The following is a 25,716-nucleotide window of genomic DNA, read 5'->3' on the forward strand; positions in this document are numbered from 1 at the left end:
AGTCCTTGCTCGATGCGACAGGTGATTCCCTGTTCTGTCAGGTAATGATAGTCACCTAGAAGTTCTTCCCCTTGTTTCCCGAACGCTTCACCGAAGCGAATCCATTTTAAGTTCCGAATCGTCCGAATCGTCACTAAAATGACGAACAAGATGGCAAGTACAATGATGAATAATGTTTCCAACGCATTCAACCCCTTCTTTACACAAGTTTAATAGGGTGGCGAGTTGAAAGCAATACGAACTGAACGTTATACTAAAATGGAAAAGAGGGGATTATATGAAAAAACCGATTCAATCAAGACGAGAGGCTATCTCGCTTCTTGAAGATCAACAAGTTCTCTATATTCGCATTCACAACGGACAAACGGGCATGATCAAGTCGACAGAGGAAGGGATTATCGTTGCCATCCCGAACGAAGAGACGGACAAGATTGACTTTCGCAAGCTAGAAGATATCGAAGCGTTCGAAGCATTCTATGACTTGACGCTCTCAAAACCAGGTATTCTGTATGTAAATGTTGAAGAGTAAATGACATGGAGAGCTTCACCAATTCGGTGAGGCTCTCCATTTATAAACTATTAAGATGATGGGAGCCAGACGGCCAACTTCTCTTGCAGCGGTTTTAGACGGACGTGATGTTGCTTGTGCAACAAATAACCGTCCGGACGAATGACTAAAATACCACGTTTCATAAACAGGGACTTGGCGAGTTCATTCCCTTGGTCGAAAAATGGACGACTCGTCTTCGACAAGGTGATGGTCTGAATGAACGGATGATGCTGATTTAAGTACTCATAGATTGACGTCAAATCACGTTTGCCATCGTCGAAAACGAGTACTTGGAAGCGACCGTCGGCAATCTCTGAAATCTTCGTCCGGAATCCATCATCTGTTCGTAAAATTTCTGTCTCTGGGAAAATCTTCCCTTCTGCGACGCGGCGAAACGGCATGCGTAGCGTTTTTGGATAGGATAGATGAAGCTGAGAGATCCGTTCCGTGATTTTTTGATTGACGAGATTGACGCGAGTGAAGACATCTGCCCCAATCGCTTGGAACGGTAATAGCATCGGCAACGTCGTCTGAAGCATCACAGTCGCGACATTTGTCGTCTGTAGTACATTTCTGGCAACATGTTCACGCTCATTCCGATACGTCGAGACGACTTGATGCGGTGCCCCCGTCTTCAAATGGAGCCATAGTTTCCAGCCCAAGTTGAATGCATCCGCAATCCCGGTATTCATTCCTTGCCCCCCGACCGGTGAATTGATATGGGCGGCATCACCCATTAGAATGACGCGATTATGGATGAACGTATCGACCATCCGGTTATGGACCCGAAAGAGCGAGAACCATTCGACATTGTGTATGTGAACGGGCATATGACTACGTTGCTCCACGAATTGTTGGAGGTCTGATTCGACGAACGACTCATCGGTCCGTAGGTTTCCTGTGATTCGAATCGTTTCATCCGTAAGTGGAAATACTTCGAGCACCCCTTGGTCCGAGAAGAAAATGTGAACCTCTTCGCGAGAAATCGGCCAATCGGCTTTCAAATCTGCCAATACCCACGCCTCTTTGAACGACTTCCCACTGAATGGGAGGGCGAGCATTCGACGAATCGAACTATTGGCGCCATCAGCGGCAACGACATACTTCGCTTCGACCGAACGATGAGTTCCGCCTTCAGCAGTCAAATGGGCGATTGTACGCGACGGATATTGAGTGATGGAAGAGAGTGATTCTCCACGCTTCACCGAGTGACCATGTTTTTTTAAGGCACGTTCTAAAATTTCTTCTGTTTCATTTTGACGAAGTAATGTCACGAACGGATATGGGGTGACAAGTTTTGAAAACTCGAGCTTTGCCGTCCATTGACCTGAGAAGTAGAGATTCCCTCGCTCAATCGTCCGTGCCCGTTCGAGCACTTCTTGTGCAACATCCAAACGAGAAAACACTTCAATTGTACGCGGTTGGATTCCGATGGCTCGAGAATTATCCGACGGGGTCGTTTTTCGATCGATGATTTGAAATGATACGCCATATCTGGCTAAGGTGAGGCCGAGTGTTAGGCCGGTTGGTCCGGCTCCAACGATTAGTACATCCACTTGTTCGTCCAAAGTGATCAACTCCTATCATTAATAATGATATTTCCGACATTGGCAGCGATTAAACGAAAAGTGGGGTATAGAACGGTATAGGATATTCGATGACGGAAGGTGAGTGAACGGTGTGCAGCCATGGATCAAAGAAAAGCAAATTCGAGATAGCTTTACAATGGAAGAAGATTATGAACAGACGGCAGCGGTTTTGATACCGCTCGTTGAAATAGAAAAAGAATGGCACGTCGTGTTTGAAGTACGTGCCCACACGATGCGGCAGCAGCCTGGAGAGATTTCATTTCCTGGTGGACGACTTGAAAAAGGGGAGACGCCTGTCGAAGCAGCGGTTCGAGAAACGTGTGAGGAGCTCGAACTTGACTCCAGTCAAATCGAGGTCATCGGTAAATTGAGGCCGCTCGCCACGCCCCATCGACAATTGATTTATCCTTTTGTGGGCATGTTGGCGGAGTTGCCGACCGTAAGAGAGACAGATGAGGTCGATCATTTGTTTACGGTACCGGTATCGACGTTGCTCATGATTGACCCGTTTCATGGTGAGATGGAATGGACGATGAACCCAGATCAAAATATTCCGTTAGACCGATTGGCGAATGCTAAAGCGTACAAAAAACGGGTAATTAAAATGAGAGAACCTTTTTATGAACATGAGGACTATATCATTTGGGGACTTACTGGAAAATTTTTGACACAATTTATTCAACGCATAAAAGAAAACGTATTCAAACCGACATAATTTCGTTATAATGATAGAAACAAATTTAGATTGGAAGTGAATGGGTGTGTCTGAAGAATTCCTCGTAGGTGATATCGTGAAGTCGACTCGTGAAGGATGGGTCGCAGAAGTGACCGCCGTACTGACCAATACTGTAATCGGAGACGTATCGATTATGGAAGAGTTCCAACAGCTCGGACTCGAGTTTGAGAAACAAGTTTTACTAAAATCAGAATTAGAATTGATTGAACGCGCCAGCTGACCTTTTTTCCGAAAGGGATGATTCAGGTGTCCATTGACAAAAAAGTACGTGAATGGCAAGAGGCGGGTTTGTTAGATGAAGCGACCGGTAAAAGACTAGTCGACTATGAACATAAACAACGGGCGGCTAGTGAGCAACATGATCACAAGCCGCCTGTTTTAGTCATTGTCGGTTCAATTTTACTGGCACTCAGTCTATTCAGCTTCGTCGCAGCTAATTGGCAGGCGATTCCCGACCTTTTGAAGATTGGATTATTTCTCATTTTTATGGTGGGGTTTTATGTGTTTGCCGAACGGGTCAGATTGAAAACCCCAAGGTACGTGACATTATTACGAGTACTAGGATTCGTCTCATCTTTACAACGTATAATCTGTCCGGACAGTTGACGTTTCTATTTTGGATTCTGTTCACAATGGCAGTCCTTCACCGAATCCTATATAAACACATCATCTTTTCGGTGATTTCCGCTATCACCGCATTTATGGCCGTAACGAACAGTTTCGAAAGTCTCGGATTGACGTTGATTGGATTTGCACTCTTCGTGACCTGGGTATGGTTCCATTTTGTAGAGGAATCGTTAGACCGAACGTTCGCTTGGCTTACCTTTTATGGCATTCTTAATATCTTTGGACAATATGTCGACTATGAAGGTAGACTATGGCCACTTTGGTCTCTTGTTATTCTACATGTGCTGCTTCTCATTTATCGAAAACAAGCTGCATGGCAAGCTGTATATTTGTTCGTCGCAGCCATCCTCTCCATCGGTTATTTGGTGAACGTCACGGAAAGCTGGCTCTCTCAAAGACCGCCTTCGATTATAGAGGCTACGCTTTTATCCATTGCGCTCGTTGCCGTCTACTTGATTCATCGTCGGAGCGATTTGATGTGGGTAAGTTTGCTCGCAGTCATCCCGTTCGCGTTGTTCGAGGACTCTGGTGTTCTTTTGGCGGTATTAATTGAAGTGATTGCATTGGCTTATCTCGTTCGTCAAGACATGACGAGACAACGAACCATCTTTGCCTTCATCTATTTCTTAGTCGTCCAGATGACGATTTATTTCATTTACGTTTGGGACCGTCTCGATATATCTCTCTTCTTCTTGATTGGTGCACTGATCGTCTTTGCGTTGTCACTCGGATTATGGTGGCGTAATCGTACGAGAAGGGATGTGACGACATGAAACGGTTGTCTACGTGGATCATTCCTGCCGTCCAAGTCATGATTGCGATTTTGTTTGTCATCCTTGTTTACGCCATCTCGTGGGTGGGGGAGACATACACGTTCAAGGGTAACTCGTTCGAACCGTATGATCCGTATTTTGGGGACTCGATTTATCTGGAGTACGATGAATTTGAAGGTCGTCATAATGTGGAGACGGGAACCGTTTACGTCTCGTTTAAACAAGGGGAAGATGGTTTTGCTGTCATCGACCGAGTCGAGTCAAAACCGTTTTTCGGAGGAGTACGCGCGAACTATTATGACCGTAACCTTTATATAGAAGAAATGGGGTCGTATCGTGTCCCTCTAGATGAAGTGGATAGGGTCGAGGGTGAAAAATCGTTCACAGTCGAAGTCGATGTTGCACCGTGGGGAATGCTCAGATTGCATGATTTAAAGCCAATTGAATAAGTAAACCGCATGACAGGGAGATTACAGGTTTGTTACAAGGATTATTGTAACGAATCTGTAATTTTTTTGTGAAAGCTAGTGGTAGCAACGTTTTTTGCAATTGTTACAATCTGTAACCACTTTTGAAGTCATATGTCAGGAATGTTTCACTTCGTTGAAATGGCTACTCGAATGTGACGGGTCGTGGTAAATTAACATCTGTTCGTTACATAACGAGAAAGGTGATGACCTTACTACGATGAAATTCATTAAATATATGATTCTATTTGGAACCGCGATGATGGGGATGTTCACATTTGTCGATCAAGCAGATGCTGCTCAGATCGGAATCGGGACAGAACAGAAGATTGTCCAAAATCCTCTTGAACTTGAACGACAAGCGATCGAAGAAGAACGACAAAAAGAAATCGCTCGTCAAAAGAAAATTGCTGAAGAAAAACGCATTGCTGAAGAAAAGCGTTTAGAAGCAGAACGTCTCGCTGCTGAAAAAGCGAAAGCAGAAGCGGAAGCAGAGAAAGCAAGACTTGCTAAACTCGAAGCAGAGCGTAAAGCGGAAGAAGCGCGTAAAGAAGCCGAACGTGCGGCAGCACAACAAGCAGCGGTTTCTTCGAGCAAGAAAACCACGGCAACACCGGTGTCTACGTCGCCGAATAAGAAAGTCATTACAGTCGAATCGACAGCATACTCGAATGATGTGGCTGATAACAAGGCGTATGGCGGTCGTGTCTTAACGGCAACCGGTCATGATGTCACAGATTCAATCTATTATAATGGGATGCGAATTATCGCCGTCGATCCGGCCATTATTCCATTAGGTTCTAAAGTCCATATTCAAGGTGTCGGTGACGCGATTGCCCTTGATACAGGCGGCAGAATCAAAGGACATATCGTCGATTTACTCGTCGATTCAAAACAGGATGCCATCCAGTGGGGGCGTCGAGCCTTTTTTTGTTTAACAAAGCAGAAAATAGGGCAAAATACTATTTGAATTTCCATTTTGGAAATAGTCGAGGAGGGATCAGGTTGATTGAGTTTCGGGATGTGTCAAAACGTTATGAGGACGGGACGTTAGCCGTCAAAGAATTAAGCTTAACAGTAGAAAAAGGAGAAATCTTTGTATTGATCGGACCTTCCGGTTGTGGAAAGACTACAACAATGAAAATGGTGAATCGTTTAATTGACCATACGGATGGAAAGATTCTAATCGATGGAAAAGAAATCTACCAGTTCAATATTTTCGAATTGCGTCGTAACATCGGTTACGTGCTCCAACAAATTGCTTTATTCCCCCATTTGACAGTGGAAGAAAACATTTCTGTCGTACCTGAACTATTGAAATGGAAAAAAGAACGAACAAAGGACCGGGTGACGGAATTGATGAAAATTGCCGGTCTCGATCCAAAACTACGTTCGAAGAAGCCTTCGGAACTATCTGGAGGTCAACAGCAACGTGTGGGTGTATTGCGCGCCTTAGCGGCTGACCCGGACGTCATCCTCATGGATGAACCTTTCTCTGCACTTGACCCGATTAGCCGTGGCCAATTGCAAGATGACATCAAACGATTAAATGACGAACTCGGAAAGACGATTCTGTTTGTCACACACGACATGCAAGAAGCGATGAAGCTCGGGGATCGCATCGCATTGATGAGGGATGGTGAATTAATGTTAGTTGGTACACCTGAGGAGATATTAGCGAGTGAAGACCCATTCGTCTTAGAATTTACACAACGCGGAAGAGGTGAGTTGGATGCTTGAGACGTTCCAAAATAGACAAGGACAGCTTGTCGAGGCACTGATTGAGCACTTACAGCTCTCTGTCGTATCACTTTTGATTGCCGTCTTAATTGCCGTACCATTAGGGATTTGGCTGACGCGTCGCAAGAAAATCGCCGAAACCGCCATTGGTGTCACTGCGATTATTCAAACAATTCCTTCGCTTGCCTTGCTTGGATTGATGATTCCGCTCGTCGGGATCGGGGCATTACCTGCCATCATTGCGCTTGTTTTATATGCGCTCCTACCGATTTTACGAAACACATTCACTGGTTTGAATGAAGTGGACAAATCGTTACTTGAAGCAGCTCGAGCTTGTGGGATGAAACCGAATCAAAGTTTGATGAAAGTCGAACTTCCGCTCGCCCTACCTGTTATCATGGCAGGTATCCGTACAGCGATGGTCCTCATCGTCGGTACGGCGACACTTGCCGCACTCGTCGGGGCAGGCGGACTCGGTACGCTGATCTTGCTCGGGATTAACCGTAACGATAATTACTTAATACTACTGGGTGCCATCCCGGCCGCCATTTTAGCTCTCCTGTTTGACTTCTTGTTACGTCAGATGGAAGGTGCGACAGCGACCCGTAATAAGACGAAATTGATTGCCGTCTCTACCGTACTCGCCCTCATCATCATTACACCGCTCGCATTTGGTCGTTCGCAAGAGACAGACCTTGTCGTAGCCGGGAAACTCGGTCCAGAGCCAGAAATTCTTATGAATATGTATAAGTTGTTGATTGAAGAAGAAACAGATTTGACTGTATCGGTGAAGCCGAACTTTGGGGAGACGACATTTGTATGGGGCGCCCTCCAATCTGGTGATGTTGACATTTATCCAGAATTCACCGGAACGGCACTCGCGAGTCTCGTCAAGGAGACGCCAGAATCAAACGATGCCCGTGAAGTATATGAACAAGCTAGAGAGGCGCTTGCCGAAGACGGGTACGTCATGCTCGAACCGATGCAGTTTAACAATACGTACGCACTCGCGATTCCACGTGACTATGCCGAGGCAGAAGGTATCTCTGCCATCTCAGATTTACGAAACGTTCAGTCAGATATTAAAGCAGGCTTTACACTTGAATTCACCGACCGTGAAGACGGATATCCAGGACTTCAAAACGAGTACGGATTTGATTTCCCTTCTGTCGTCTCGATGGAGCAAAAATTACGCTATCGTGCCATTTCACGAGGAGATGTCAATTTAGTAGACGCATATGCAACGGATCCTGATATTGCTGAGAACGATCTTGTCGTTCTAGAAGACGATCGACAATTCTTCCCGCCTTACCAAGGGGCACCGCTCCTGAAGGAAGAGACGCTTGAAGAGTATCCAGAAATTGAGGATGCGCTCAATCAGCTCGCAGGTAAAATCACAGACGAACAAATGTCTGAATTGAACCGTCGTGTCGCGTACGGAAATGAACGCGCCTATGATGTAGCGAAAGACTTCTTAGAACAGGAAGGGTTATTATGAGAGCATTGATTATTTCGAATCCGAAGTCTGGTACGAGCGAAACGATGCTCGGGGAAGTCCTCGGAACGATTGAATCGCTCTATGAAGAAATCATCATCAAGAAGACAAGAGAAATCGGGGACGCACTTCGATTTGCAAAAGAAAGTGGATTGTTCGACCATCTGATTGTCATCGGGGGAGACGGTACACTCAATGAAGTAGTCAATGGGTTGATGACGTTAGAGCTTGAGGAGCGACCGACAGTAGGAATCATTCCTGCTGGGACGTGTAATGACTTCGCACGAGCGCTCGAACTTCCCATTCAACCAACACAAGCCGCGAGCATCATCAAATCGAACCATGAGCAACATGTGGACGTGATTCAAGTAGATCAGATGTATGCCCTCAATTTCGTTGGAGTCGGATTGATTGCAGATACGTCACGCCAAATCGACCCGGATGAGAAAGAATCTTTAGGTTCAATCGGCTACTTTCTTGCAACCATCCGCCAATTTCGTGAAGCTGACCCGTTTCAGATTCGGTTACGTCGAGAAGATGAACTGCTTTACGAAGGAGACGTCAGTTTCTTATACGTAGGCAACGGGAGTTATCTCGGAACTGTACCGACGAAATTGGAGACGCAATCGTTTTCGGATGGCATGTTAGAGGTCGTTCACAGTTCGTCTATTGGATTTCCGATGATCCGACAATTGTTAGCCCAACAGCTCGGTCTCGATCAAAAATCAGAGGAGTGGAATCACTTTCAAACTTCACATGTTGAAGTTGAATTGAATGAGCCACAAGTCATCGATATCGACGGTGAACATTTCGAAACGGATCACTTATCAATCCAGATTCGAGAGCGGGCACTCATGTTTTTAACGCCATAAAGCATCAACAGAGAAAAGTATTCAGACTTTTCTCTGTTTTTATGTTGTCCTGACCCTTGAACCGTGTTAGTATTTCACTATTATTATGAAAATGAAATGAAAAACAGGAAGTAGGGGTAATCATGGCGCAAAACTCATTCGCCTCAAAAATTGGATTCATTCTAGCTGCCGCAGGGTCGGCAATCGGTTTAGGTGCGATATGGAAATTTCCATATGTCACTGGAACTAGTGGGGGCGGTGCCTTTTTACTCATGTTTTTGGCGTTCACATTATTACTTGGTCTGCCATTATTGATTGGTGAATTCATTGTTGGACGTTCAACTCAAAAGACGGCACTTCTTGCCTTCAAACAATTAGGGCATGGTCGTTGGAGCATTATCGGTTATTTAGGAGTCATCGCATGTTTCTTGTTGCTTTCCTTCTATAGTGTTATTGGAGGATGGGTCCTCATTTATATCGGTCTCGGTTTGAGTGGGACATTAACTGGTCGTACAGCTGACGAGTTCGGAGATGTGTTCGGAAATGTTGTGTCAACACCTGGCATCGCGGTACTCGGACAATTTTTATTCTTATTGATCACGTTATTGATTGTCTTACGCGGGGTCGAAGCAGGGATTGAACGGATGAGCAAGATTTTAATGCCGCTCTTGTTCATTAGCTTCATCGTACTTGTCGTCCGTTCATTGACACTCGACGGGGCGATGGAAGGAGTCCGCTTCTTCTTACAACCTGACTTCTCTGCATTGACGGGTGAGTCGGTACTATTTGCCCTAGGACAAGCCTTCTTCTCCTTATCGTTAGGGGTAGCGGCGATGTTGACATATGCGTCGTATATCAAGACGAAAGGGACGTTGAACCGTTCTGCGAACATGATTGTTCTATTGAACATCACGGTTTCACTCTTAGCTGGACTTGCTATTTTCCCGGCAGTCTTCGCTTCAGGACTTGATCCAGCTGAAGGCCCGGCGTTACTGTTCGTTGTATTACCAGCTGTCTTTAACCAAGTACCACTTGGCGGCTTCTTCATGGTGTTGTTCTTCCTACTATTCGCGTTCGCATCGATCACGTCGTCAATCGCGATGTTAGAAGTTGTTGTCGCGGGTGTGACAGATCGGTTGAACGAAAAGAAATCGACTTGGACGAAGAAGCAAGTAACCGTAACGGCAGCCATTCTCGTGTTCGTCGTAGGCGTTCCATCTGCCTTGTCATTCGGACTATTGAGTGATTTACAAATTTGGAATGGGCGTACGTTCTTTGATACAATGGATTACCTCGTCAGCTATATTTTGATGCCGGTCGGGGCGCTCTTGACATCGATTTTTGTCGGATACGTCGTCGATCAACGTATTTTGAAAGATGAGATTCAAACGTCAGAACCGGGTAAGAAGCTTTATCCGATCTGGCATGCGCTCATTCGCTACGTCATTCCTGTGACAGTAGCCATTGTTATGGTATCAACGTGGGTTACAACATAATGGACAAACCGTAGGCTTAAAGGTCTACGGTTTTTTTCATAGCACAACGGGAAAGAAGTCGATATAGGTATTCGTTTTTACACCTGTGGACGGAGGAAACAACAAATTTTATTATGCTAAAATGATAGGGATGACGAAACTTTTTTTGATAGGTTTCGTAATGTACAATAGAAGTAACATGAGATGAGGTGAAAAGAATGAAAACATGGATGAAATGGGCCCTGACAGGGGCAGTCATATACTTTGCCATCAACGTATTCGATTTCTCCTGGTTATTCATTATAGTAGGGGCGCTCGTCTTGAATGAAGTCTGGTCGACGAACAAGCGCAAAAACCGTCAACGAACACCAACAATGGTCGCGAAGCGTGCCAAGAAAAAACTGTTGCTCGATGAGGATGAGCCTTTCTCAGGTTCAAGAATCCTCAAGCCGATTGAGGAACCCGTCCCGGCGCGTCAATTCGAGGCAACGGACGATTTAGAACTTCAATTTTTGCAACGGACGATTGAACAAGGTTATGAGAAGCTACAACAGATTGACCGCGTCCTTCCTGAAATCAAAGATGTGGAAGTAAGGCGTGAGATGAAAGCTGTCTCCAAAGAAGCACACGAATTGTTCGAAGAACTTTTCGAAAATCCACAAGACGCAAAACATGTTCGAGACTTGTTCACATTCTACTTAGATTCCCTCGTCTCGGTCGTCTTGAAATTTAAAGAACTTGAAGGAAAACGAGTCGTCATTCAAGAAGAGACTCGAGAGCAATTAATCACGAATATGCGACTAATTGTCGATAAATTTAAAGAACAACGCGGACGTCTTCTTGAAGATGACGCCGTAGACTTCGAACGCGAACTGATCATGATGGAGCGAGTCTTATCTGATCAGCCGGAAGGGAGAAAGAAACATGACTTCATCGAATGAAACGAACTGGCAGTCATGGCCGGAAGAAGAGCTGACATCTGATACGAAAACGAAAACAGAAACAGAAACAGAGGGATTTAGCGACCCATCTGTGGAATGGTCATCTGTTTCACAACCTCACGAAGTACCAGCCATCCAAGCCAAGCCAGACGTGCCTCAAGAGCACCGTGAGCGAATTACACGATTGGCGGAGTCGATTGACATTAAAAAGACAGATTCGGTCATGTTGTTTGGCTCGAACGTTCAACGTGAACTTTCACAATTCTCTGACCAAATTCTGACGGAAGTTCGAATGAAAGATGGTGGGGATGCGGGGAAACTCTTGTCTGACTTAATGCAGAACGTCCGAAAGATGGACCCGGACATGCTTCAACCGGAGAAAAAGAGTTTTATGGACAACATCCCGCTCATCGGTCGTGCAAAGAAGAAAGCCGAAAACTATAAGCTTCAATTCGAAAAAATGAACGTCTATTTGGAAGAGGTCATCCATAACCTCGATCGTGCGAAGTTCGGTTTAATGAAAGACATCACGATGCTCGATCAAATGTATGATAAGAATAAGCGGTATTTCGAAGAGTTGAACGTCTATATCGCTGCGGGAGAAACGAAACTTGATCATGTACGTGAACATGAAATCGCGCCACTTCGTCAAGAAGTCGAAATTTCAAAAGATCAGTCTAAACTTCAACAGTTGAACGATATGATTCAATTGGCAGATCGGTTTGAGAAGAAGCTACACGATTTGAAATTGAGCCGTACCATCAGTCTACAAATGGCGCCACAAATCCGAGTCATCCAACAGAACAACCAAATCCTCGCTGAGAAAATCGAGTCAGCGGTCGTCAATACGATTCCGCTTTGGAAGAACCAAGTCGTTCTCGCGCTTAGTTTGACGCGTCAGAAGACGGCACTTCGTATGCAACAGGACGTGACGAAGACGACCAATCAGTTGCTTGAGCAGAACTCGAAGATGCTCAAAGACTCTTCGATTGAAATCGCTCAAGAAAATGAAAAAGGGATTGTCTCTGTGGAATCCCTTAAAGTCGCTCACGAGAATTTACTCTCGACACTTGATGAAACGTTACGCATTCAACAAGAAGGTAAACAAAAGCGTCGTGACGCCGAGCGTGAACTTGATCGGATGGAGCATGAGCTCAAAGAGAAAGTCATTGAGATTGCCTCAAAAAATAAAGAACTGCCAAAAGATACAGGATATTAAGAAGGGAAGTCTGAGCAATCAGACTTTCCTTTTCTACGAGGAGGGGCTTATATGGAGAAACAACGATTGTGGGACGAGACGTGGCTACTGTTCGCTGATATGATGGCAGAACGACATTCGAAGTGTGCATCGAAAAGCGTTGCCTGTGTCATCGTCAAAGATGAAAAACCGATTTCAATTGGTCTAAACGGTACACCTTCTGGTCATACGAACTGTAATGAGATTTATATCAAGCAAGAAGACGGCTTCTATAAGCATGCCGACTACGTTGCATCGTCGGATCTCGATATGATCAATGAGCCCGCTCGGCTCATCCGTGATGGTGTGACATATATCAAATGTACGGACCCGTATGATCATCATCACTGGTCGAAGCAACATGAGATTCATGCCGAAATCAATGCGATCGGAAAATTGGCTGCTGATTCGACGAATGCGTTCGGTGCAACGGCCTACGTCACTCATTCACCGTGTCATGCCTGCTCTCTTGCTCTGATTGCAGCGCGCGTCGCCCGCGTCGTTTATGCGGTCGGATATGAGCATGGTGATGGATTAGAATTAATGCGTGAGAGTGGGATCGAAGTGTTACATATGCCACTTGAAAAAATGTACAAAAATACATTGTAAACGTTTTCATTAGATGATATATTATTAATGTACTGCCAATGGTGTTTTACTCTTCCATTATTCGCCCCTCTTCGGAGGGGCCTTTTTTTTTGTTGTTCAAAATGAAGTGAGACAAACTTTACACATAATGTTCAATATTTCACAATATACTCTCTAAAATCTCTTATATAATAAAAGTAGATTCAGGAGAGGGGAATTTGTTCATGGAAAAACACGTTCGCTTTACAGATGGTGCATATGAAGTAGAAGCGTTAATCACACTTGAAGAAGTATGGGAAGATAAATTTGCGATTGGCATGCATCAGGAATTGGCAGTCAAATCGTTGACCATCAATGGAAATGAAGTTTCTGAGATTAAGCATGTCCGTGCACTTCTTCGTTACTATCCGACACTCGGGGTGTCAGGCATTTTGTTAGCACTCGATAAGGCAGCCGCTGAAATCGTTGCTTTATCAAAAGATCAAGATCCTGCCCTTCAATATGTTGAACTTGTAGCGCTCCAAATGGATGAGGCAGCGACAAACGACTTGAAAACTTTATACGCAGCGATGTGATTTTAATTGGGTGAACCATTTCACCCAATTTTTTGTTGCATCTATTCTTCGTTATGGTATGATATTTACAGATGAAGAAATGGAACGCCATATCGTTGTCAACCATAAGCATGGGGATCTAGATAGCTAGATCGCTGTCAAAAAGCCACGTTCATAGGAACGTGGCTTTTTTTTGTGCAATGATGTCGAATCCAGCGGCTACATCTTTAGCGAGGTGAGCATCTGATCCTAACGTGAAAGGGATATTCAATTGGCTCGCATATTTGGCGAGTCCTGCGACGTATGGCTCACCACATTCAGGCTTTCTAAGTCCGGCGGTATTAAAATCGAGACCGAATCCTCTGCCGGCAATCGCTCGCAAGAGACGTTCTTCCTCTTGTCTGACTGCTGAACGATCCCAGTCATAATTTTTTTGATATTTGATCGGTAAGTCGATGTGTCCAATCCGAGCGACTTGAATCGTTTCCCATGGAAAGCTAAGACTACGTTCAATCGAGTCATAATAAGCTTTCATCACGTTTTCAAATGAACCGAGCGCTTGAACGAGGTCGTCAAACGTTTCAGCAGAATAATCTATCGGCATATACACACCATCTACCAATAAAAAGTGTTGGGACAAGATGACTTCATCAAGAAGGGGAGCATATGGTTTTAACAAAGCAATCGTCTCTTCTTCTAGATGTGGTAACAAGTCGACTTCTAGTCCTACATTAATGTCAATGACCTCTTGATACTGACTTTTCATCTGATGCAACGTATTAAGGTAGTCAGGAAGGAGGTCAATCGACATCGCGGAGTCTTGATTCGGCACCGGATCGGTAAATGCCTGTGGGAACGGTGCGTGTTCTGTGAACGTCATCGTTTGCAGGTTTTTTTCAATCCCGACTTGAATATACTGTTCAATCGGGTCTTTTGTGCCGTGAGGACAAAATGGGGTATGCACATGGCCATCATGGGTAAAGTTAAACATCCGTTACACGTCCTTTTCAGTTCAATTGGTTGACAGGTGTTTCTCTGTTTGATAAATTTAACACACTACTTTAGTTTGGTAAAGTGATAATAAGATAAAGGGTGGTTATCATGATTTGGTCAAATTCGAAAGGTTCAATTCCAGAAGGATGGTATGAACTACAATCAGGAGATGTCATTCGACCAAAGCGGTGGATGCTGTCATTTTTAGAAAAGGCAGAGGCGAGCGGTTATGCTGTCATCGACCCGCCGTTACTCGAATACTATTCGCACTATCAAAATTTGGCGCTCTTTGACGAGTCGGCCTATTATCGTTTATTCGGGAATGACGGGGAACTTCTCGTCATGCGTCCTGACTATACATTGCAAATCGCAAGAAAATTAGCAGACGGTCATGAACCGATGCGTGTCGCATACGCTGGGGCCGTCTATCGTCGGACGATCAAGCATTCCGGTCAACCACATGAACGACAACAGCTTGGACTCGAGTGGGTCGACGGGGAAATGAAGGACAGTCATCTTATCGAATCATTTCTCGATATGACGGAAGGAGTCCTGCCTACTGAGCGTTTGACAATCAAAATCGGATCAGCGGCTGTCATCTCGCTCATCGCGAAAGAGACAGGAATTCAAGAACGGACATTCCGAAAAATCTTAGCACTTCGAAATTTAGAATCGCTACGTGAGTTAGCCGAAACGTATCGCTATCCATTGATTGCAAAACTACCATTTTTAATTGGGAATTCAGCGCTCGAAGAATTACGGGCTGAGGCACCAGAGTCTCTAAACGATGCCATCGATGAAGTCGATGAGGCCGTACAACATTTGCGTGCAATCGGTCTAGACGTATCGTACGATTTCGGTCAAACGGGAGATTTCGATTACTATTCAGGTTTGACCGTGACGGGAAGTGTAGAAGGAAAGCGTGTCCTTTCAGGGGGACGATACGATTCACTATATGGTCATTTCGGACACTCAAGACGAGCGTTCGGCATGTCACTCGATTTAGAACAGTTAGATGAGGTGATCAAATGAAGGTAGCGGTCGCGAAAGGACGAATCGAAAAAGCAGCTCGTCAATTTTTTGTCGAACGTGATTTACCCGTTTGGCCGGAGAAGCGGGGACGTGAACTCACAGTAAAAGCAGGAGATCATGAATTTATTTTCGTCAAAGGGGACGACGTCTATAAATATGTGATGCACGGAGCGGCTGATGTTGGAATTGTCGGCGGTGATATTTTACGAGAGAAAACGCCAGGTGTACTTGAAGTCGTCGACTTACCGTTTGGACGCTGTCGGATGGCCGTATGTGGTCCGAAAGTTCGACGTAATGGCACAAAGAAATTAAAAGTGGCGAGTAAATATCCGAACATCGCCATCTCACACTTCGCGTCAAAGCGACAAAACGTAGAAGTCATCGCGTTGAATGGGTCTGTGGAACTCGCTCCGTTAACAGGACTAGCGGATTGCATCGTCGACATCGTCGAGACAGGTGCGACGTTAGCAGCGAATGACTTAGAGGAATATGAAACGATTTTTTCAATCAATGCAAAATTCATCACGAGCGAAACGGCTTTGGCAGAGCAGCCTGACGAATTAAAGGCATGGATTCGAAAGCTGAGTCAGGAGGAGAATGCATGAGTACAGAAACGAATCGATCACGGCGAGAAGCTTGGGCGGAAGCGGTCAAACCAATCGTAGAAGCGGTTGAGGCACGCGGAGATGAAGCACTCCTTGAATGGACGCGTCAATTCGATGGGGTCGACCAAATCGAGTCTATCGATTTGTCTCGCTTTACCCCGCCGGCAGCGTATGCTGAACTGACGGAAGCGTTGACCTTAGCGGCAGAACGAATTCGCGCCTTCCACGCGCATCAAGTACGTCAAGATGATGTGTTCGAAGATACGATGTTCCGACTCGGAAGACGTTATATGCCGCTCGATTCGGTCGGTGTCTACGTACCTGGTGGGACAGCCGTCTATCCGTCGAGCGTCCTGATGAATATCATTCCGGCGAAAGTGGCCGGTGTCAAACGAGTCGTCATGGTCACCCCACCAAAAGCAGATGGGATCGACATTTCTCTCTTGATTGCAGCAAAAATCGCAGGTGCTGATGAGTGTTTTCTTGTCGGAGGCGCGCAAGCCGTTGCCGCACTCGCATATGGGACAGAAACGATTCGTCCGGTCGATAAGATTGTCGGACCCGGAAATGCGTATGTCGCGACGGCGAAGGCGCTCGTCTCGCACATCGTCGGGATCGACTCTGTAGCGGGACCGTCCGAAGTGTTGATCATTGCCGATGAAACGGCAAATCCGAAGTGGGTCGCGGCGGATCTTCTCGCACAAGCAGAACATGACGTAGAAGCGACGGCAATCGCACTCGTCACGACAGAAACGCTTCGTGATGAAGTCGAACAAGAGCTTGAGCGTCAACTTTCGCTCTTACCACGACAAGAGATTGCCAGGGAATCATTGAAACGTGGCGGAGTCATCGTTCGATCACTAGAAGATGCCATCGAGTACGCGAACACGATGGCTGCGGAGCACGTCCAGTTGGCCGTCAAAAATCCTGAAACGTTGATGGGTGCGATACGTCACGGCGGGTCATTCTTCCTCGGTCACGAGGCGGCGGAAGCGTTCGGGGATTATATCGCTGGACCGAACCATGTCCTTCCGACAAGTGGGACGGCGCGATTCTCGAGCGGATTGTCCGTCGATGACTTTTATCGCCGTCAGACGTTCCTTGAGATGACAGAGCTTGATGAGGCAATCACAAAGGCTGCAATTCGAATCGCAAAACAAGAACAATTAGAAGGACATGCCCGTGCGATGGCTGTTCGGATGGAGGACGTATGAGACGAAATTATCAGAACATCCCGCGATATGTGCCCCATGCCGTATCAGGGTACGCGCTCAATCAAAATGAAAGTCAATATCCGTTACCAGAGCGGCTTGAACGAGCTATTCGAGACGTTTCACTCGAGGCGCTCAGCCGTTATCCGGTCGAAGAATTGCTTGCCTTAAAAGCGAGTTATGCGAACTATGCGGGAGTCGAGACGACGCAACTGATGGTCGGAAGTGGAAGTGACGAGCTCTTAGCCATCTTAAGTCAGGCCATTTTAGATACGGAAGACCGTGTGGTCGCACCGGCCCCAGACTTCTCGATGTATGGCATATACACACAGATTGCGAGAGGGCACTTCATACAACCGGAAAAGCATGGATTGAGTTACGATGCGCTAACCGAACTCATTCAAACGAATGAGCCGAAGCTCGTTCTGATTTCGAATCCAAATAACCCGACCGGTAAGATGTGGACACTTGAAGAATTGTCGGACATTGCGACACGTGTCCCTTATCTCGTTGTGGATGAAGCCTATATCGATTTCACGATGGAGGATTCATTTGTGTCTCGCTTGAACGAGCATCCGAACGTCATCATTTTACGGACGTTATCAAAAGCGTTCGGTCTTGCGAACCTTCGAATTGGATTCATGATTGCGTCAGAAGAAATCATCGAACAGATCGACCGGTTCCGTTCGCCGTTCAACGTGAGTGGACTCAGTGCCGCGGTCGCCAACGTTGTATTGCGTGATGAGACGTATATCCAAGAGTCGATTCAGTTCCATACGGCGCAACGTGAGAAATTAAGGGAATTGTTACGACCGATCGGTGAGATTTTACCGAGTCGTGCCAACTTTATCTATGTCGGAATTGTTACGACCGATCGGTGAGATTTTACCGAGTCGTGCCAACTTTATCTATGTCAAAACCGATGACAGTGAAGGGTGGGCATCCCGCTTCCTTGAAAAAGGTGTCCATGTACGTGCGTTTCCGGATGGATTACGTGTCAGTGCAGGGACAGATGAGGCGTATGCCTATATCCGACAAACGATTGAAGAGGTGAATTCTGTTGAGAACAGCTGAACTAAAGCGTGAGACGAAAGAGACAAAAATTGAGATTCGAGTCAATCTAGATGGAACAGGAGAAAGCACCATCCAAACAGGAGTCGGTTTTTTTGACCACATGTTGACGTTACTTGCCTTTCACAGTCAGATGGACTTAGAGGTGAAAGTCGAAGGAGATACATGGGTCGATGCCCACCATACAGTGGAAGATGTGGGGATTGCGCTCGGTCAACTTATCGCCAAATCTCTCGGAGACAAAGTCGGGATTCGCCGCTATGGAACGAGTTATATGCCGATGGACGAGACGTTAGCGCGAGCGGTCGTCGATGTGTCAGGACGTCCCTTCCTTGTCTATCAGGCGGATATCCGCAATCCGAAGCTTGGGGATTTTGATACCGAGCTCGCTGAGGAATTCTTCCGAGCGGTTGCCATGAACGGTCGACTCACGCTTCACCTCGCGGTCCTGTATGGATCGAACTCACACCACATGATTGAAGGGTTGTTCAAAGCGTTCGGACGAGCACTTGCTGAGGCGGTCTCGAGCGATGGGACGGATCGTCTCCCTTCTACGAAAGGATGGATTGAAGGATGAAAGTAGCGGTCATCGATTATGGAATGGGTAACGTATTCAACGTCGAACGTGCGTTGCAGGCCATCGGTTGCTACGTCGTGATTACGAATGATGCAAGCCAAATTGAAGAAGCGGACGCCATTTTACTTCCTGGGGTCGGTGCTTTCCCGCAAGCGATGCAATCACTCGAACAGACGGGGCTCATCCCGCTATTACAAAAGATGGCGACGGAAAAGCCGTTTTTAGGGATCTGTCTTGGGATGCAGCTCTTGTTTGATTCAAGTACGGAAGGCATGCCGACGAAAGGTCTCGGGTTGATTCCGGGAACGGTCGAGCGAATGCGCGCGAAGCGTCTCCCACACGTTGGATGGAACTCAATTCTTCGCGATGAGGACATCTACTTTGTTCACTCTTATCACGCCGTGACTGACGATGCCTATATCGTGGCGGAAGCAGATTATATGGGAGAGCGTGTTCCCGCGATTGTTCAAAAAGGACTCGTCACGGGCATGCAGTTTCACCCGGAAAAAAGTGGGGCGTTCGGTCTCAGTTTACTTCAAGAATGGAAGGAGGCGGTCGAGCGTGAAATTACTACCCGCCATTGATTTAATTGGAGGCAAGATTGTCCGTTTGACGGAAGGCGATTTTTCGACGGAAGAACAATACGGTGACCCGTATGAATTATTAAAAGCGTGGCAAGGAAAAGTGCCGATGATTCACTTGATCGACTTAGAAGGGGCTAAAGCAGGCGAACCGCGTCACTTAGATGTCGTTCGTTATGCGAAGTCTCTTGGTTTTCTTGTACAGACAGGTGGTGGGATTCGTTCAGAAGCCTCACTCGATGCGGTCATGGAAACCGGTGCGGACCGTGTCCTCTTAGGGACAAAGGCATTTACGGATCCTGACTTTTTAGACAAGGCGATTGAAAAGTATGGCAAACGAGTTGCTGTGGCACTCGATGCATATGACGGAAAGGTCGCCATCAATGGATGGCAGGAAGCGACAAAGCTCGATGACATCTCGGTCGCTCAAGACCTCGTAAAACGTGGAATCGAGACAATTCTGTATACGGACATCGGATCCGACGGAAAACTGAATGGACCGAACGTCGCGCGCATGAAGGCGCTACGCCAAATCGTCAACGTCACACTCATTGCCTCAGGCGGTGTGACGACCGAAGAGGACGTGAAGGAACTAAAGATGGCTAAGATTGATGAGGCCGTCGTTGGGAAAGCACTTCTGTCCGGTAAAGTAAGTATCGATGAACTGATTGAATGGGAGGCGCGTTATGCTTAAACGCAGAATTATTCCATGTCTCGATGTGAAGGAAGGCCGTGTCGTCAAAGGGATTGAATTCGTTCAACTACGAGACATCGGTGACCCGGTCGAAATCGCGAAGTATTATGATGAGTCCGGAGCCGATGAACTCGTCTTTCTCGACATCACGGCAAGTACGGAACGCCGCCAGACGATGCTAGATGTCGTCAGTGCAGTAGCACGGAAAGTATTCATCCCGTTGACGGTCGGTGGAGGGATTCGTTCACTTGATGACATCTCGTCATTATTGAAAGCAGGAGCAGATAAAGTATCGTTGAACACGCTCGCTGTCGAATCCCCAAGTCTTATTCGAGAAGCGGCCGATCGTTTCGGGTCACAATGTATCGTCGTTGCGATCGACGTGAAATTTGAAGACGGGCAATACTATGTGTACACATATGGCGGTAAACAGAAGACAGAACTATTAGCGGTCGAATGGGCGAAACAAGTGGCCGCACTCGGGGCGGGTGAACTTCTTGTCACGTCCATGAACCAAGACGGAAAGCAAAGTGGATATGACCTTGCGATTTTAGAACAACTTCGCGAAGTCGTCGACATTCCGATTATCGCCTCAGGTGGGGCGGGGAATGCCGAGCACGTAGTCGAAGCGCTCGAGAAGGTCGATGCCGCACTACTTGCCTCCATCTTACATGACCGAAAAACGACAGTAGAAGAGGTGAAGCACGTATGCACGAGTCACAACTTGCCGATGCGGTTCGTTTCGACGAAAATGGATTGATTCCCGCCATCATCGTCTCAGAAGAAGACGGGGCCGTTCTCATGCTCGGATATATGAATGATGAGGCTATCCGTCAAACGCTACGTGAGCGGGTCGTGACGTTCTGGTCTCGTTCAAAAGGTAGGCTATGGATGAAAGGGGAGACGAGCGGCAACACACTTGACGTCGTCAGTATCCACGTCGACTGTGACCAGGATGCGCTTCTCGTTCGTGTCTATGCGAACGGTCCGACGTGTCATACCGGTAATCGAAGCTGTTTCTTTACGGAGGTGAACGTATGATTCATGAATTGGAGCAATTGATCGAGTCCAGAAAAAATGAACCAAAAGAAGGTTCATATACGACGTATTTGTTTGAACAAGGCGTTGAAAAAATTGCGAAGAAGTTCGGTGAAGAATCGTTCGAGGTCGTGATTGCCGCAATGACGGACGAAGATTTGGTCGAAGAATCGGCCGACCTTCTGTATCACCTGCTCGTCTTATTGGCAGCTAAAGGTGTGCGCTTTGAAGATGTGGAAGCGTTACTTGCCAAACGTCACGGCACGACGACGCCGGCGAAGCCTCGTCGAGACGTCACGGAATGGTAAAGCAAAAGGAAGGAGCGCGCCTCCTTCCTTTTTTGTGTCAACGATTGACCGAGGCAGCCATGCGAATGTATGTATGACGTCGCCCGCGAATGGCAATTGAAAGTGCCTGAATGTTCTCTGGTACGGCAATCCCAGACAATCCGGCGTCACCAATATGAACGATATCCGCGCCTCCACGTTTCGAAGAGAGTGCGATGTCACGAACAGTCGCCACATCAGCCCCTTCTTGAGACGTCCCAATCGCGGCTAACGTGAGTGCTCCGAGTGCTTGCAGTTCTTGTACGAGTTCGTGGAATGCCTCTTCACGGACACCCGGAACGGTTCCTGGAGCTGGCAGAAGAATAATGTCTGCCCCTGCTTCAACGAAGCGGATATATGCATCGCGATCTAACACGCTGCCGACACCGGCCTGATGCATCTTCCCGGCAATGATAGCGCCAGCGAATTCACGACGTCCCCGGATGATGGCTTGTTCGATTGCTTCATTCGTGACCCCGGTATTCGGGTTACCTGTCAGACAAACAAAATCGATCCCGAGTTCAGACGCTTTTTGGAACGCTTCGACTGAAGCGAGTCTACCTCGTTTCACTTCATTCATTTCAGACGATCTCTCTGAAAAGTCGACAGGTTCTAAATTGATTCCAATCGGTAACCCAATCAGTCTCTTTAGCTCCAGAATCGGATGGTCACTCATCTCATCACCTGGCATGTCGCCAAACAGCGCATGACTTTCAAGTCCTTTAATGTAAGGATGGAACACATCTAACATGTTCAATAAAATCAAGTCGGCACCGAACGCTCTTGCCAGTTCTGCATTCGTGACTTCTGGGTAGAGCGGTTGCACCGTCGGGATGACCTCCGCCATGACCGTTCGTCCTTCTGCTTTTCGAATCGACCCGACTAAATCTTGACGATTAAACGTGATAAAATCACTTGCCCGACATTCCAATATTCGTTTCACATGATCTGCCTCCTTCTGCTCATCCTTATCTCTATTCCCTATACCGTTCAAAAATCCTCTATACTACAAGTGAGGAGGGATGAACATGACAGAAAAAGAGAAGATGATTCGTGGTGAACTGTATTTAGCTGGTGATGAGACGCTCGTTAAAGATCGGAAGCATGCCCGGCGATTGACCGAGCGATTCAATCGTTCCGGGATTGATGATTTGACTGAGCGGAAAGAAATTCTTAGTGAGTTACTCGGATCGACGAAAGAGTCGTATTATATCGAACCGAACTTCAAGTGTGATTACGGGTACAATATACACTTAGGTGAACGATTCTATGCGAACTTTGACTGTGTCTTCCTTGACATCTGTCCGATCACTTTCGGGGATGACTGTATGCTTGCACCGGGTGTACATATCTATACAGCGACACATCCGATTGACCCGATTGAGCGCATCTCTGGGTATGAGTTCGGAAAACCTGTGACAATCGGGAACCGGGTGTGGATTGGTGGAGGGGCCATCATCAATCCGGGTGTGACGATTGGTGATGAGGCAGTCATCGCATCTGGTGCCGTCGTCACAAAAGATGTTCCACCACGGACGGTCGTCGGAGGAAACCCGGCGCGCGTGATCAAAACGATCGACTGACAAAAACTCCTGAACACGAGGTTCAGGAGTTTTTTACGTGACTGGTTTCTATAAATTGCTGGATTGCTGTATGTGCAAGCTGAAGTGCCGCTTCGTCACCGATGGTCACTCGAATGCCCGTCGGTTGTTTCGACGTGTGTACGTTTAATGCGGTCAAATGCGTCCATACCGCTTCAGGTTGCTCGAGTTCGATGTACAAAAAGTTTGTCGAGGCAGGGTAGACATGACCAATTGAATTAAATGCGGATGCCCACTTTTGACGTATCTCGTCATGCCATTCGATTGTTTCTTGAAGATAAGTCGCATCTTTTAAGAAGATGTTGCAAATCTTTGCACTCACCCCGCTAATGTTGAACGGTGGGATGAATTGACGGAAATAGTGTGCGAGTTCATTGTTTGTCACCATGAATCCGATTCGTACGTTTGCCAATCCAAACGCTTTTGACATCGTGCGAAGCACGATGAGATTCGGATGGTTCGCAATGAACGGAATCATGCTGCCATCCGGTGTGAAGTCCATATACGCCTCGTCCACCACGAGGTACGGAACGAGTGAGGCGAGATGCGTCAATTCTGCTACGGTCCACAACTTCCCGGTTGGATTGTTGGGGTTCGAGAGAAGAAGAAGCTTCGGATGATGCGTCTCGATTGCCTCTACAACTCCCTCATATGATAAATCAACGGCTTGAACATGTTGCCCGTGGGCGATGGTCGTAAAGATGGGATACATCGAAAAGTCAGGTGCCGGGGACAAGACGATGTCATTTGGTGCGAGCAATGCTTGCGTCACGACATGAATCATTTCATCACTCCCACAACCAACGAGCAGTTGCTCAGGTGTCACACCGACGTACGCAGCGTATTGTTCGAACAATTCATTGATTGGTTCGACCGGATATTCGTGTAAGTCATGATACGTCAACGAATCAAGCTGGCTCTTGATTCGGTCAGGTAACGGGAACTGACTTTCATTTTGATTTAACCGATGTCCCGTCGGATAAACGACGGGATAGATCGGCAGCTTGACTTGTCTCATTCAGTCGGCTCCATCGAGAACCATTTTTTCACCAATTCATCGATTTCGCCAGACTCCATCATCTTGTTCAATTCTTCGTTGAACTGGTCGCGTAACTCAGCATCTAATTTGAAGGCAGCAGCTGATCCTTTTTCGCCATCCTCTTTTAAAGCGAATGTATAGAAGCTGTCGTCTTGATCGAGATACTTTTGTGCGACCGTGTCTTCGATGACCATTGCATCGATTCGACCTGTATTCAACTCTTGAACGATTTCAGGGATCTTGTTCAACGATACGAGTTCAGCGTCAGGCGCTTGTTCTTTTGCGATGTTTTCTTGAATCGAAGCCGTTTGGACACCGATTTTCTTACCAGACAAATCTTCGATTGCCTGAAGCGACTCGTCTTTTGTCATAATCAAGTTTGTCGCGGAAAGATAGATGTCTGAGAAGTCGGCGTTCTCTTTCCGCTCTTCTGTTGGTGTCATCCCTGCCATGACAAAGTCGACACGCCCGCTGTTCAAGGCCCCAAGTAAGCTACCGAAGTCCATATCTTCAATTTTCAATTCGTAACCGAGACGTTCTGTAATCGTTTCTGCAATTTCAATATCAAATCCGACAATCGCATCCCCGTTTGCCGTATCGACAAATTCATATGGGAAGTAATCGGCGCTCGTCCCCATGACGAGTGTTTTTTGCTCTGTCGCTTCACCTTCTGTTTCTTGACTACATGCACCGAGTAAAGCCGCGCTCAACATAAGTGTACCTGCTAATAACCATTTTTTCATATGTGTATAATGCCTCCCTGTTGTAGATGAGACTAAGTGTATATGTATGATTATTAATTGTAAAGCATAAAAATACAAAAAAGTATTAAAAAGAGAAACGCTTTTGAAATGAAAGCGTTCTATTCTTAGTTTTTTAGAAGATACGACATAATTTGCTCAATCGGAATCTCTCGATTGTTCATCGTATAAATCTGCAAGTAAAGATGATTCTTAGGCCGTTTGCAGTGTTCATTCATTTTAGACCAATTCTCATATGAAACCTGATCAATTTGACTTGGTCGTCTGACACGGTTTCGAAGTCGTGCGTTAATTTCTTCGTGATTTTCATGACGACATTCAATGTAACGATAAGTTGCTCCATACTTGGCGGAAATCGCTATCCCTTTATCGAGCAATTCGTCATAGAGACAAGGACTGTCAAGAATGACGTTTTGTCCAAGTGATAGGTGATACTCGACGAGAGACCAATCGATATCATAAGCCATCTTCCCGATTTCTCGATCCGAGAAGTTGCCAATAGGAAGCGTTGAACTGAGCCCTGTTTTACGGACAGTTTAATAAAAAGTGCCTCGAATTCTATGC

The 25,716-nt window shown here is 46.4% G+C and carries 29 protein-coding genes and 3 pseudogenes; 26 read left to right on the forward strand and 6 right to left on the reverse strand.

From position 1 onward, the window contains the following. Positions 1 to 182 (reverse strand): annotated as a pseudogene (locus tag ON063_RS10255) (hypothetical protein); the annotation flags it as partial. A gap of 95 nt (positions 183 to 277) precedes the next feature. On the opposite strand from ON063_RS10255, the gene ON063_RS10260 reads away from it, so the two are divergent. Beyond that, on the forward strand, positions 278 to 529 hold the full coding sequence (locus ON063_RS10260) for a hypothetical protein (protein WP_214691944.1): 252 nt from the start codon (positions 278 to 280) through the stop codon (positions 527 to 529). Positions 530 to 579: 50 nt separating this feature from the next. Here the strand turns inward: ON063_RS10260 and ON063_RS10265 are convergent, their stop codons facing one another. Further along, positions 580 to 2,118, reverse strand: a complete 1,539-nt coding sequence (locus tag ON063_RS10265) for an FAD-dependent monooxygenase (protein WP_214691946.1) — start codon at positions 2,116 to 2,118, stop codon at positions 580 to 582. Between the two features lie 112 nt (positions 2,119 to 2,230). Here ON063_RS10265 and ON063_RS10270 point away from each other — a divergent pair, with 112 nt between their 5' ends. From ON063_RS10270 to ON063_RS10335, 14 genes and pseudogenes are all read left to right on the forward strand, one after another. Then, on the forward strand, positions 2,231 to 2,854 hold the full coding sequence (locus ON063_RS10270) for an NUDIX hydrolase (RefSeq protein ID WP_274665069.1): 624 nt from the start codon (positions 2,231 to 2,233) through the stop codon (positions 2,852 to 2,854). A gap of 40 nt (positions 2,855 to 2,894) precedes the next feature. Next, entirely contained in the window at positions 2,895 to 3,095 is a 201-nt protein-coding gene (locus ON063_RS10275; RefSeq protein ID WP_012726121.1) for a DUF2187 family protein, read from the forward strand. A gap of 26 nt (positions 3,096 to 3,121) precedes the next feature. Then, positions 3,122 to 3,481, forward strand: coding sequence for a DUF2157 domain-containing protein (locus ON063_RS10280; RefSeq protein ID WP_274665070.1), 360 nt, complete (start codon positions 3,122 to 3,124; stop codon positions 3,479 to 3,481). Between the two features lie 26 nt (positions 3,482 to 3,507). After that, positions 3,508 to 4,275 carry a hypothetical protein gene (locus ON063_RS10285; protein ID WP_274665071.1) on the forward strand — a complete coding sequence of 256 codons (768 nt, stop codon included), beginning with the start codon at positions 3,508 to 3,510 and terminating at the stop codon, positions 4,273 to 4,275. Beyond that, complete coding sequence (locus ON063_RS10290; protein WP_274665072.1) at positions 4,272 to 4,724, forward strand: hypothetical protein; 453 nt, start codon at positions 4,272 to 4,274, stop codon at positions 4,722 to 4,724. The genes ON063_RS10285 and ON063_RS10290 overlap by 4 nt, the downstream gene beginning before the upstream one ends. Before the next feature lie 238 nt (positions 4,725 to 4,962). Then, positions 4,963 to 5,712: a 3D domain-containing protein gene (locus ON063_RS10295; protein ID WP_274665073.1), complete on the forward strand. Its 750-nt coding sequence runs from the start codon at positions 4,963 to 4,965 to the stop codon at positions 5,710 to 5,712. Positions 5,713 to 5,747: 35 nt separating this feature from the next. After that, positions 5,748 to 6,464, forward strand: a pseudogene (locus tag ON063_RS10300) (ABC transporter ATP-binding protein); the annotation flags it as partial. A 10-nt stretch (positions 6,465 to 6,474) separates the two neighbouring features. Next, positions 6,475 to 7,980, forward strand: coding sequence for an ABC transporter permease/substrate-binding protein (locus ON063_RS10305; RefSeq protein ID WP_214691955.1), 1,506 nt, complete (start codon positions 6,475 to 6,477; stop codon positions 7,978 to 7,980). Further along, positions 7,977 to 8,849 (forward strand): diacylglycerol/lipid kinase family protein, encoded by an 873-nt coding sequence (locus tag ON063_RS10310; RefSeq protein WP_274665074.1) that lies wholly within the window; start codon positions 7,977 to 7,979, stop codon positions 8,847 to 8,849. The genes ON063_RS10305 and ON063_RS10310 overlap by 4 nt, the downstream gene beginning before the upstream one ends. 122 nt (positions 8,850 to 8,971) lie before the next feature. Next, the gene (locus ON063_RS10315; protein ID WP_214783584.1) at positions 8,972 to 10,324 is read left to right on the forward strand and encodes a sodium-dependent transporter; all 1,353 of its coding nucleotides are present in this window, start codon (positions 8,972 to 8,974) and stop codon (positions 10,322 to 10,324) included. Between the two features lie 197 nt (positions 10,325 to 10,521). Next, positions 10,522 to 11,244: a 5-bromo-4-chloroindolyl phosphate hydrolysis family protein gene (locus ON063_RS10320; protein ID WP_214691961.1), complete on the forward strand. Its 723-nt coding sequence runs from the start codon at positions 10,522 to 10,524 to the stop codon at positions 11,242 to 11,244. Continuing rightward, complete coding sequence (locus ON063_RS10325) at positions 11,228 to 12,463, forward strand: toxic anion resistance protein (RefSeq protein WP_214875641.1); 1,236 nt, start codon at positions 11,228 to 11,230, stop codon at positions 12,461 to 12,463. Before ON063_RS10320 ends, ON063_RS10325 begins: the two co-directional genes overlap by 17 nt. Before the next feature lie 51 nt (positions 12,464 to 12,514). Next, complete coding sequence (locus ON063_RS10330) at positions 12,515 to 13,090, forward strand: deoxycytidylate deaminase (RefSeq protein ID WP_214745311.1); 576 nt, start codon at positions 12,515 to 12,517, stop codon at positions 13,088 to 13,090. 203 nt (positions 13,091 to 13,293) lie between these two features. Then, positions 13,294 to 13,644, forward strand: a complete 351-nt coding sequence (locus ON063_RS10335; protein WP_074034584.1) for a hypothetical protein — start codon at positions 13,294 to 13,296, stop codon at positions 13,642 to 13,644. Between the two features lie 151 nt (positions 13,645 to 13,795). On the opposite strand, the gene hisJ is transcribed toward ON063_RS10335, so the two are convergent. Then, a complete protein-coding gene (hisJ, locus tag ON063_RS10340) occupies positions 13,796 to 14,614 on the reverse strand; it encodes a histidinol-phosphatase HisJ (RefSeq protein ID WP_274665075.1) in 819 nt (272 codons plus the stop codon). Between the two features lie 110 nt (positions 14,615 to 14,724). On the opposite strand from hisJ, the gene ON063_RS10345 reads away from it, so the two are divergent. From ON063_RS10345 to hisIE, 10 genes and pseudogenes are all read left to right on the forward strand, one after another. Then, complete coding sequence (locus tag ON063_RS10345; protein ID WP_214783576.1) at positions 14,725 to 15,648, forward strand: ATP phosphoribosyltransferase regulatory subunit; 924 nt, start codon at positions 14,725 to 14,727, stop codon at positions 15,646 to 15,648. Beyond that, complete coding sequence (gene hisG, locus ON063_RS10350; protein WP_214691980.1) at positions 15,645 to 16,253, forward strand: ATP phosphoribosyltransferase; 609 nt, start codon at positions 15,645 to 15,647, stop codon at positions 16,251 to 16,253. The genes ON063_RS10345 and hisG overlap by 4 nt, the downstream gene beginning before the upstream one ends. Then, a complete protein-coding gene (gene hisD, locus ON063_RS10355) occupies positions 16,250 to 17,467 on the forward strand; it encodes a histidinol dehydrogenase (RefSeq protein WP_274665076.1) in 1,218 nt (405 codons plus the stop codon). Before hisG ends, hisD begins: the two co-directional genes overlap by 4 nt. Then, positions 17,464 to 18,345 carry a pyridoxal phosphate-dependent aminotransferase gene (locus tag ON063_RS10360; protein WP_274665077.1) on the forward strand — a complete coding sequence of 294 codons (882 nt, stop codon included), beginning with the start codon at positions 17,464 to 17,466 and terminating at the stop codon, positions 18,343 to 18,345. Before hisD ends, ON063_RS10360 begins: the two co-directional genes overlap by 4 nt. Next, positions 18,302 to 18,538: a hypothetical protein gene (locus ON063_RS10365; protein ID WP_274665078.1), complete on the forward strand. Its 237-nt coding sequence runs from the start codon at positions 18,302 to 18,304 to the stop codon at positions 18,536 to 18,538. The genes ON063_RS10360 and ON063_RS10365 overlap by 44 nt, the downstream gene beginning before the upstream one ends. Further along, a complete protein-coding gene (gene hisB, locus ON063_RS10370; protein WP_214783567.1) occupies positions 18,525 to 19,112 on the forward strand; it encodes an imidazoleglycerol-phosphate dehydratase HisB in 588 nt (195 codons plus the stop codon). Before ON063_RS10365 ends, hisB begins: the two co-directional genes overlap by 14 nt. Further along, entirely contained in the window at positions 19,109 to 19,696 is a 588-nt protein-coding gene (hisH, locus tag ON063_RS10375; protein ID WP_274665079.1) for an imidazole glycerol phosphate synthase subunit HisH, read from the forward strand. Before hisB ends, hisH begins: the two co-directional genes overlap by 4 nt. Continuing rightward, on the forward strand, positions 19,674 to 20,387 hold the full coding sequence (gene hisA / locus ON063_RS10380) for a 1-(5-phosphoribosyl)-5-[(5-phosphoribosylamino)methylideneamino]imidazole-4-carboxamide isomerase (protein WP_214745297.1): 714 nt from the start codon (positions 19,674 to 19,676) through the stop codon (positions 20,385 to 20,387). Before hisH ends, hisA begins: the two co-directional genes overlap by 23 nt. Next, the gene (gene hisF, locus ON063_RS10385; RefSeq protein WP_274665080.1) at positions 20,380 to 21,147 is read left to right on the forward strand and encodes an imidazole glycerol phosphate synthase subunit HisF; all 768 of its coding nucleotides are present in this window, start codon (positions 20,380 to 20,382) and stop codon (positions 21,145 to 21,147) included. The genes hisA and hisF overlap by 8 nt, the downstream gene beginning before the upstream one ends. Then, positions 21,096 to 21,733 (forward strand): annotated as a pseudogene (hisIE, locus tag ON063_RS10390) (bifunctional phosphoribosyl-AMP cyclohydrolase/phosphoribosyl-ATP diphosphatase HisIE). The gene hisF and the pseudogene hisIE overlap by 52 nt, the downstream one beginning before the upstream one ends. 37 nt (positions 21,734 to 21,770) lie before the next feature. Here the strand turns inward: hisIE and ON063_RS10395 are convergent. Next, positions 21,771 to 22,694, reverse strand: coding sequence for a DUF7916 family protein (locus ON063_RS10395; RefSeq protein WP_274665081.1), 924 nt, complete (start codon positions 22,692 to 22,694; stop codon positions 21,771 to 21,773). 85 nt (positions 22,695 to 22,779) lie between these two features. On the opposite strand from ON063_RS10395, the gene ON063_RS10400 reads away from it, so the two are divergent. Then, a complete protein-coding gene (locus ON063_RS10400; protein WP_274665082.1) occupies positions 22,780 to 23,334 on the forward strand; it encodes a maltose acetyltransferase domain-containing protein in 555 nt (184 codons plus the stop codon). A 22-nt stretch (positions 23,335 to 23,356) separates the two neighbouring features. Here the strand turns inward: ON063_RS10400 and ON063_RS10405 are convergent, their stop codons facing one another. Together ON063_RS10405 and ON063_RS10410 are read right to left on the reverse strand one after the other, a co-directional pair. Next, positions 23,357 to 24,370, reverse strand: coding sequence for a pyridoxal phosphate-dependent aminotransferase (locus tag ON063_RS10405; protein ID WP_274665083.1), 1,014 nt, complete (start codon positions 24,368 to 24,370; stop codon positions 23,357 to 23,359). Next, positions 24,367 to 25,134: a transporter substrate-binding domain-containing protein gene (locus tag ON063_RS10410; RefSeq protein WP_274665084.1), complete on the reverse strand. Its 768-nt coding sequence runs from the start codon at positions 25,132 to 25,134 to the stop codon at positions 24,367 to 24,369. The genes ON063_RS10405 and ON063_RS10410 overlap by 4 nt, the downstream gene beginning before the upstream one ends. Positions 25,135 to 25,716: the final 582 nt, after the last annotated feature.

The sequence above is a fragment of the Exiguobacterium sp. B2(2022) genome (assembly GCF_028823655.1).
Taxonomy (GTDB): domain Bacteria; phylum Bacillota; class Bacilli; order Exiguobacteriales; family Exiguobacteriaceae; genus Exiguobacterium; species Exiguobacterium aestuarii_A.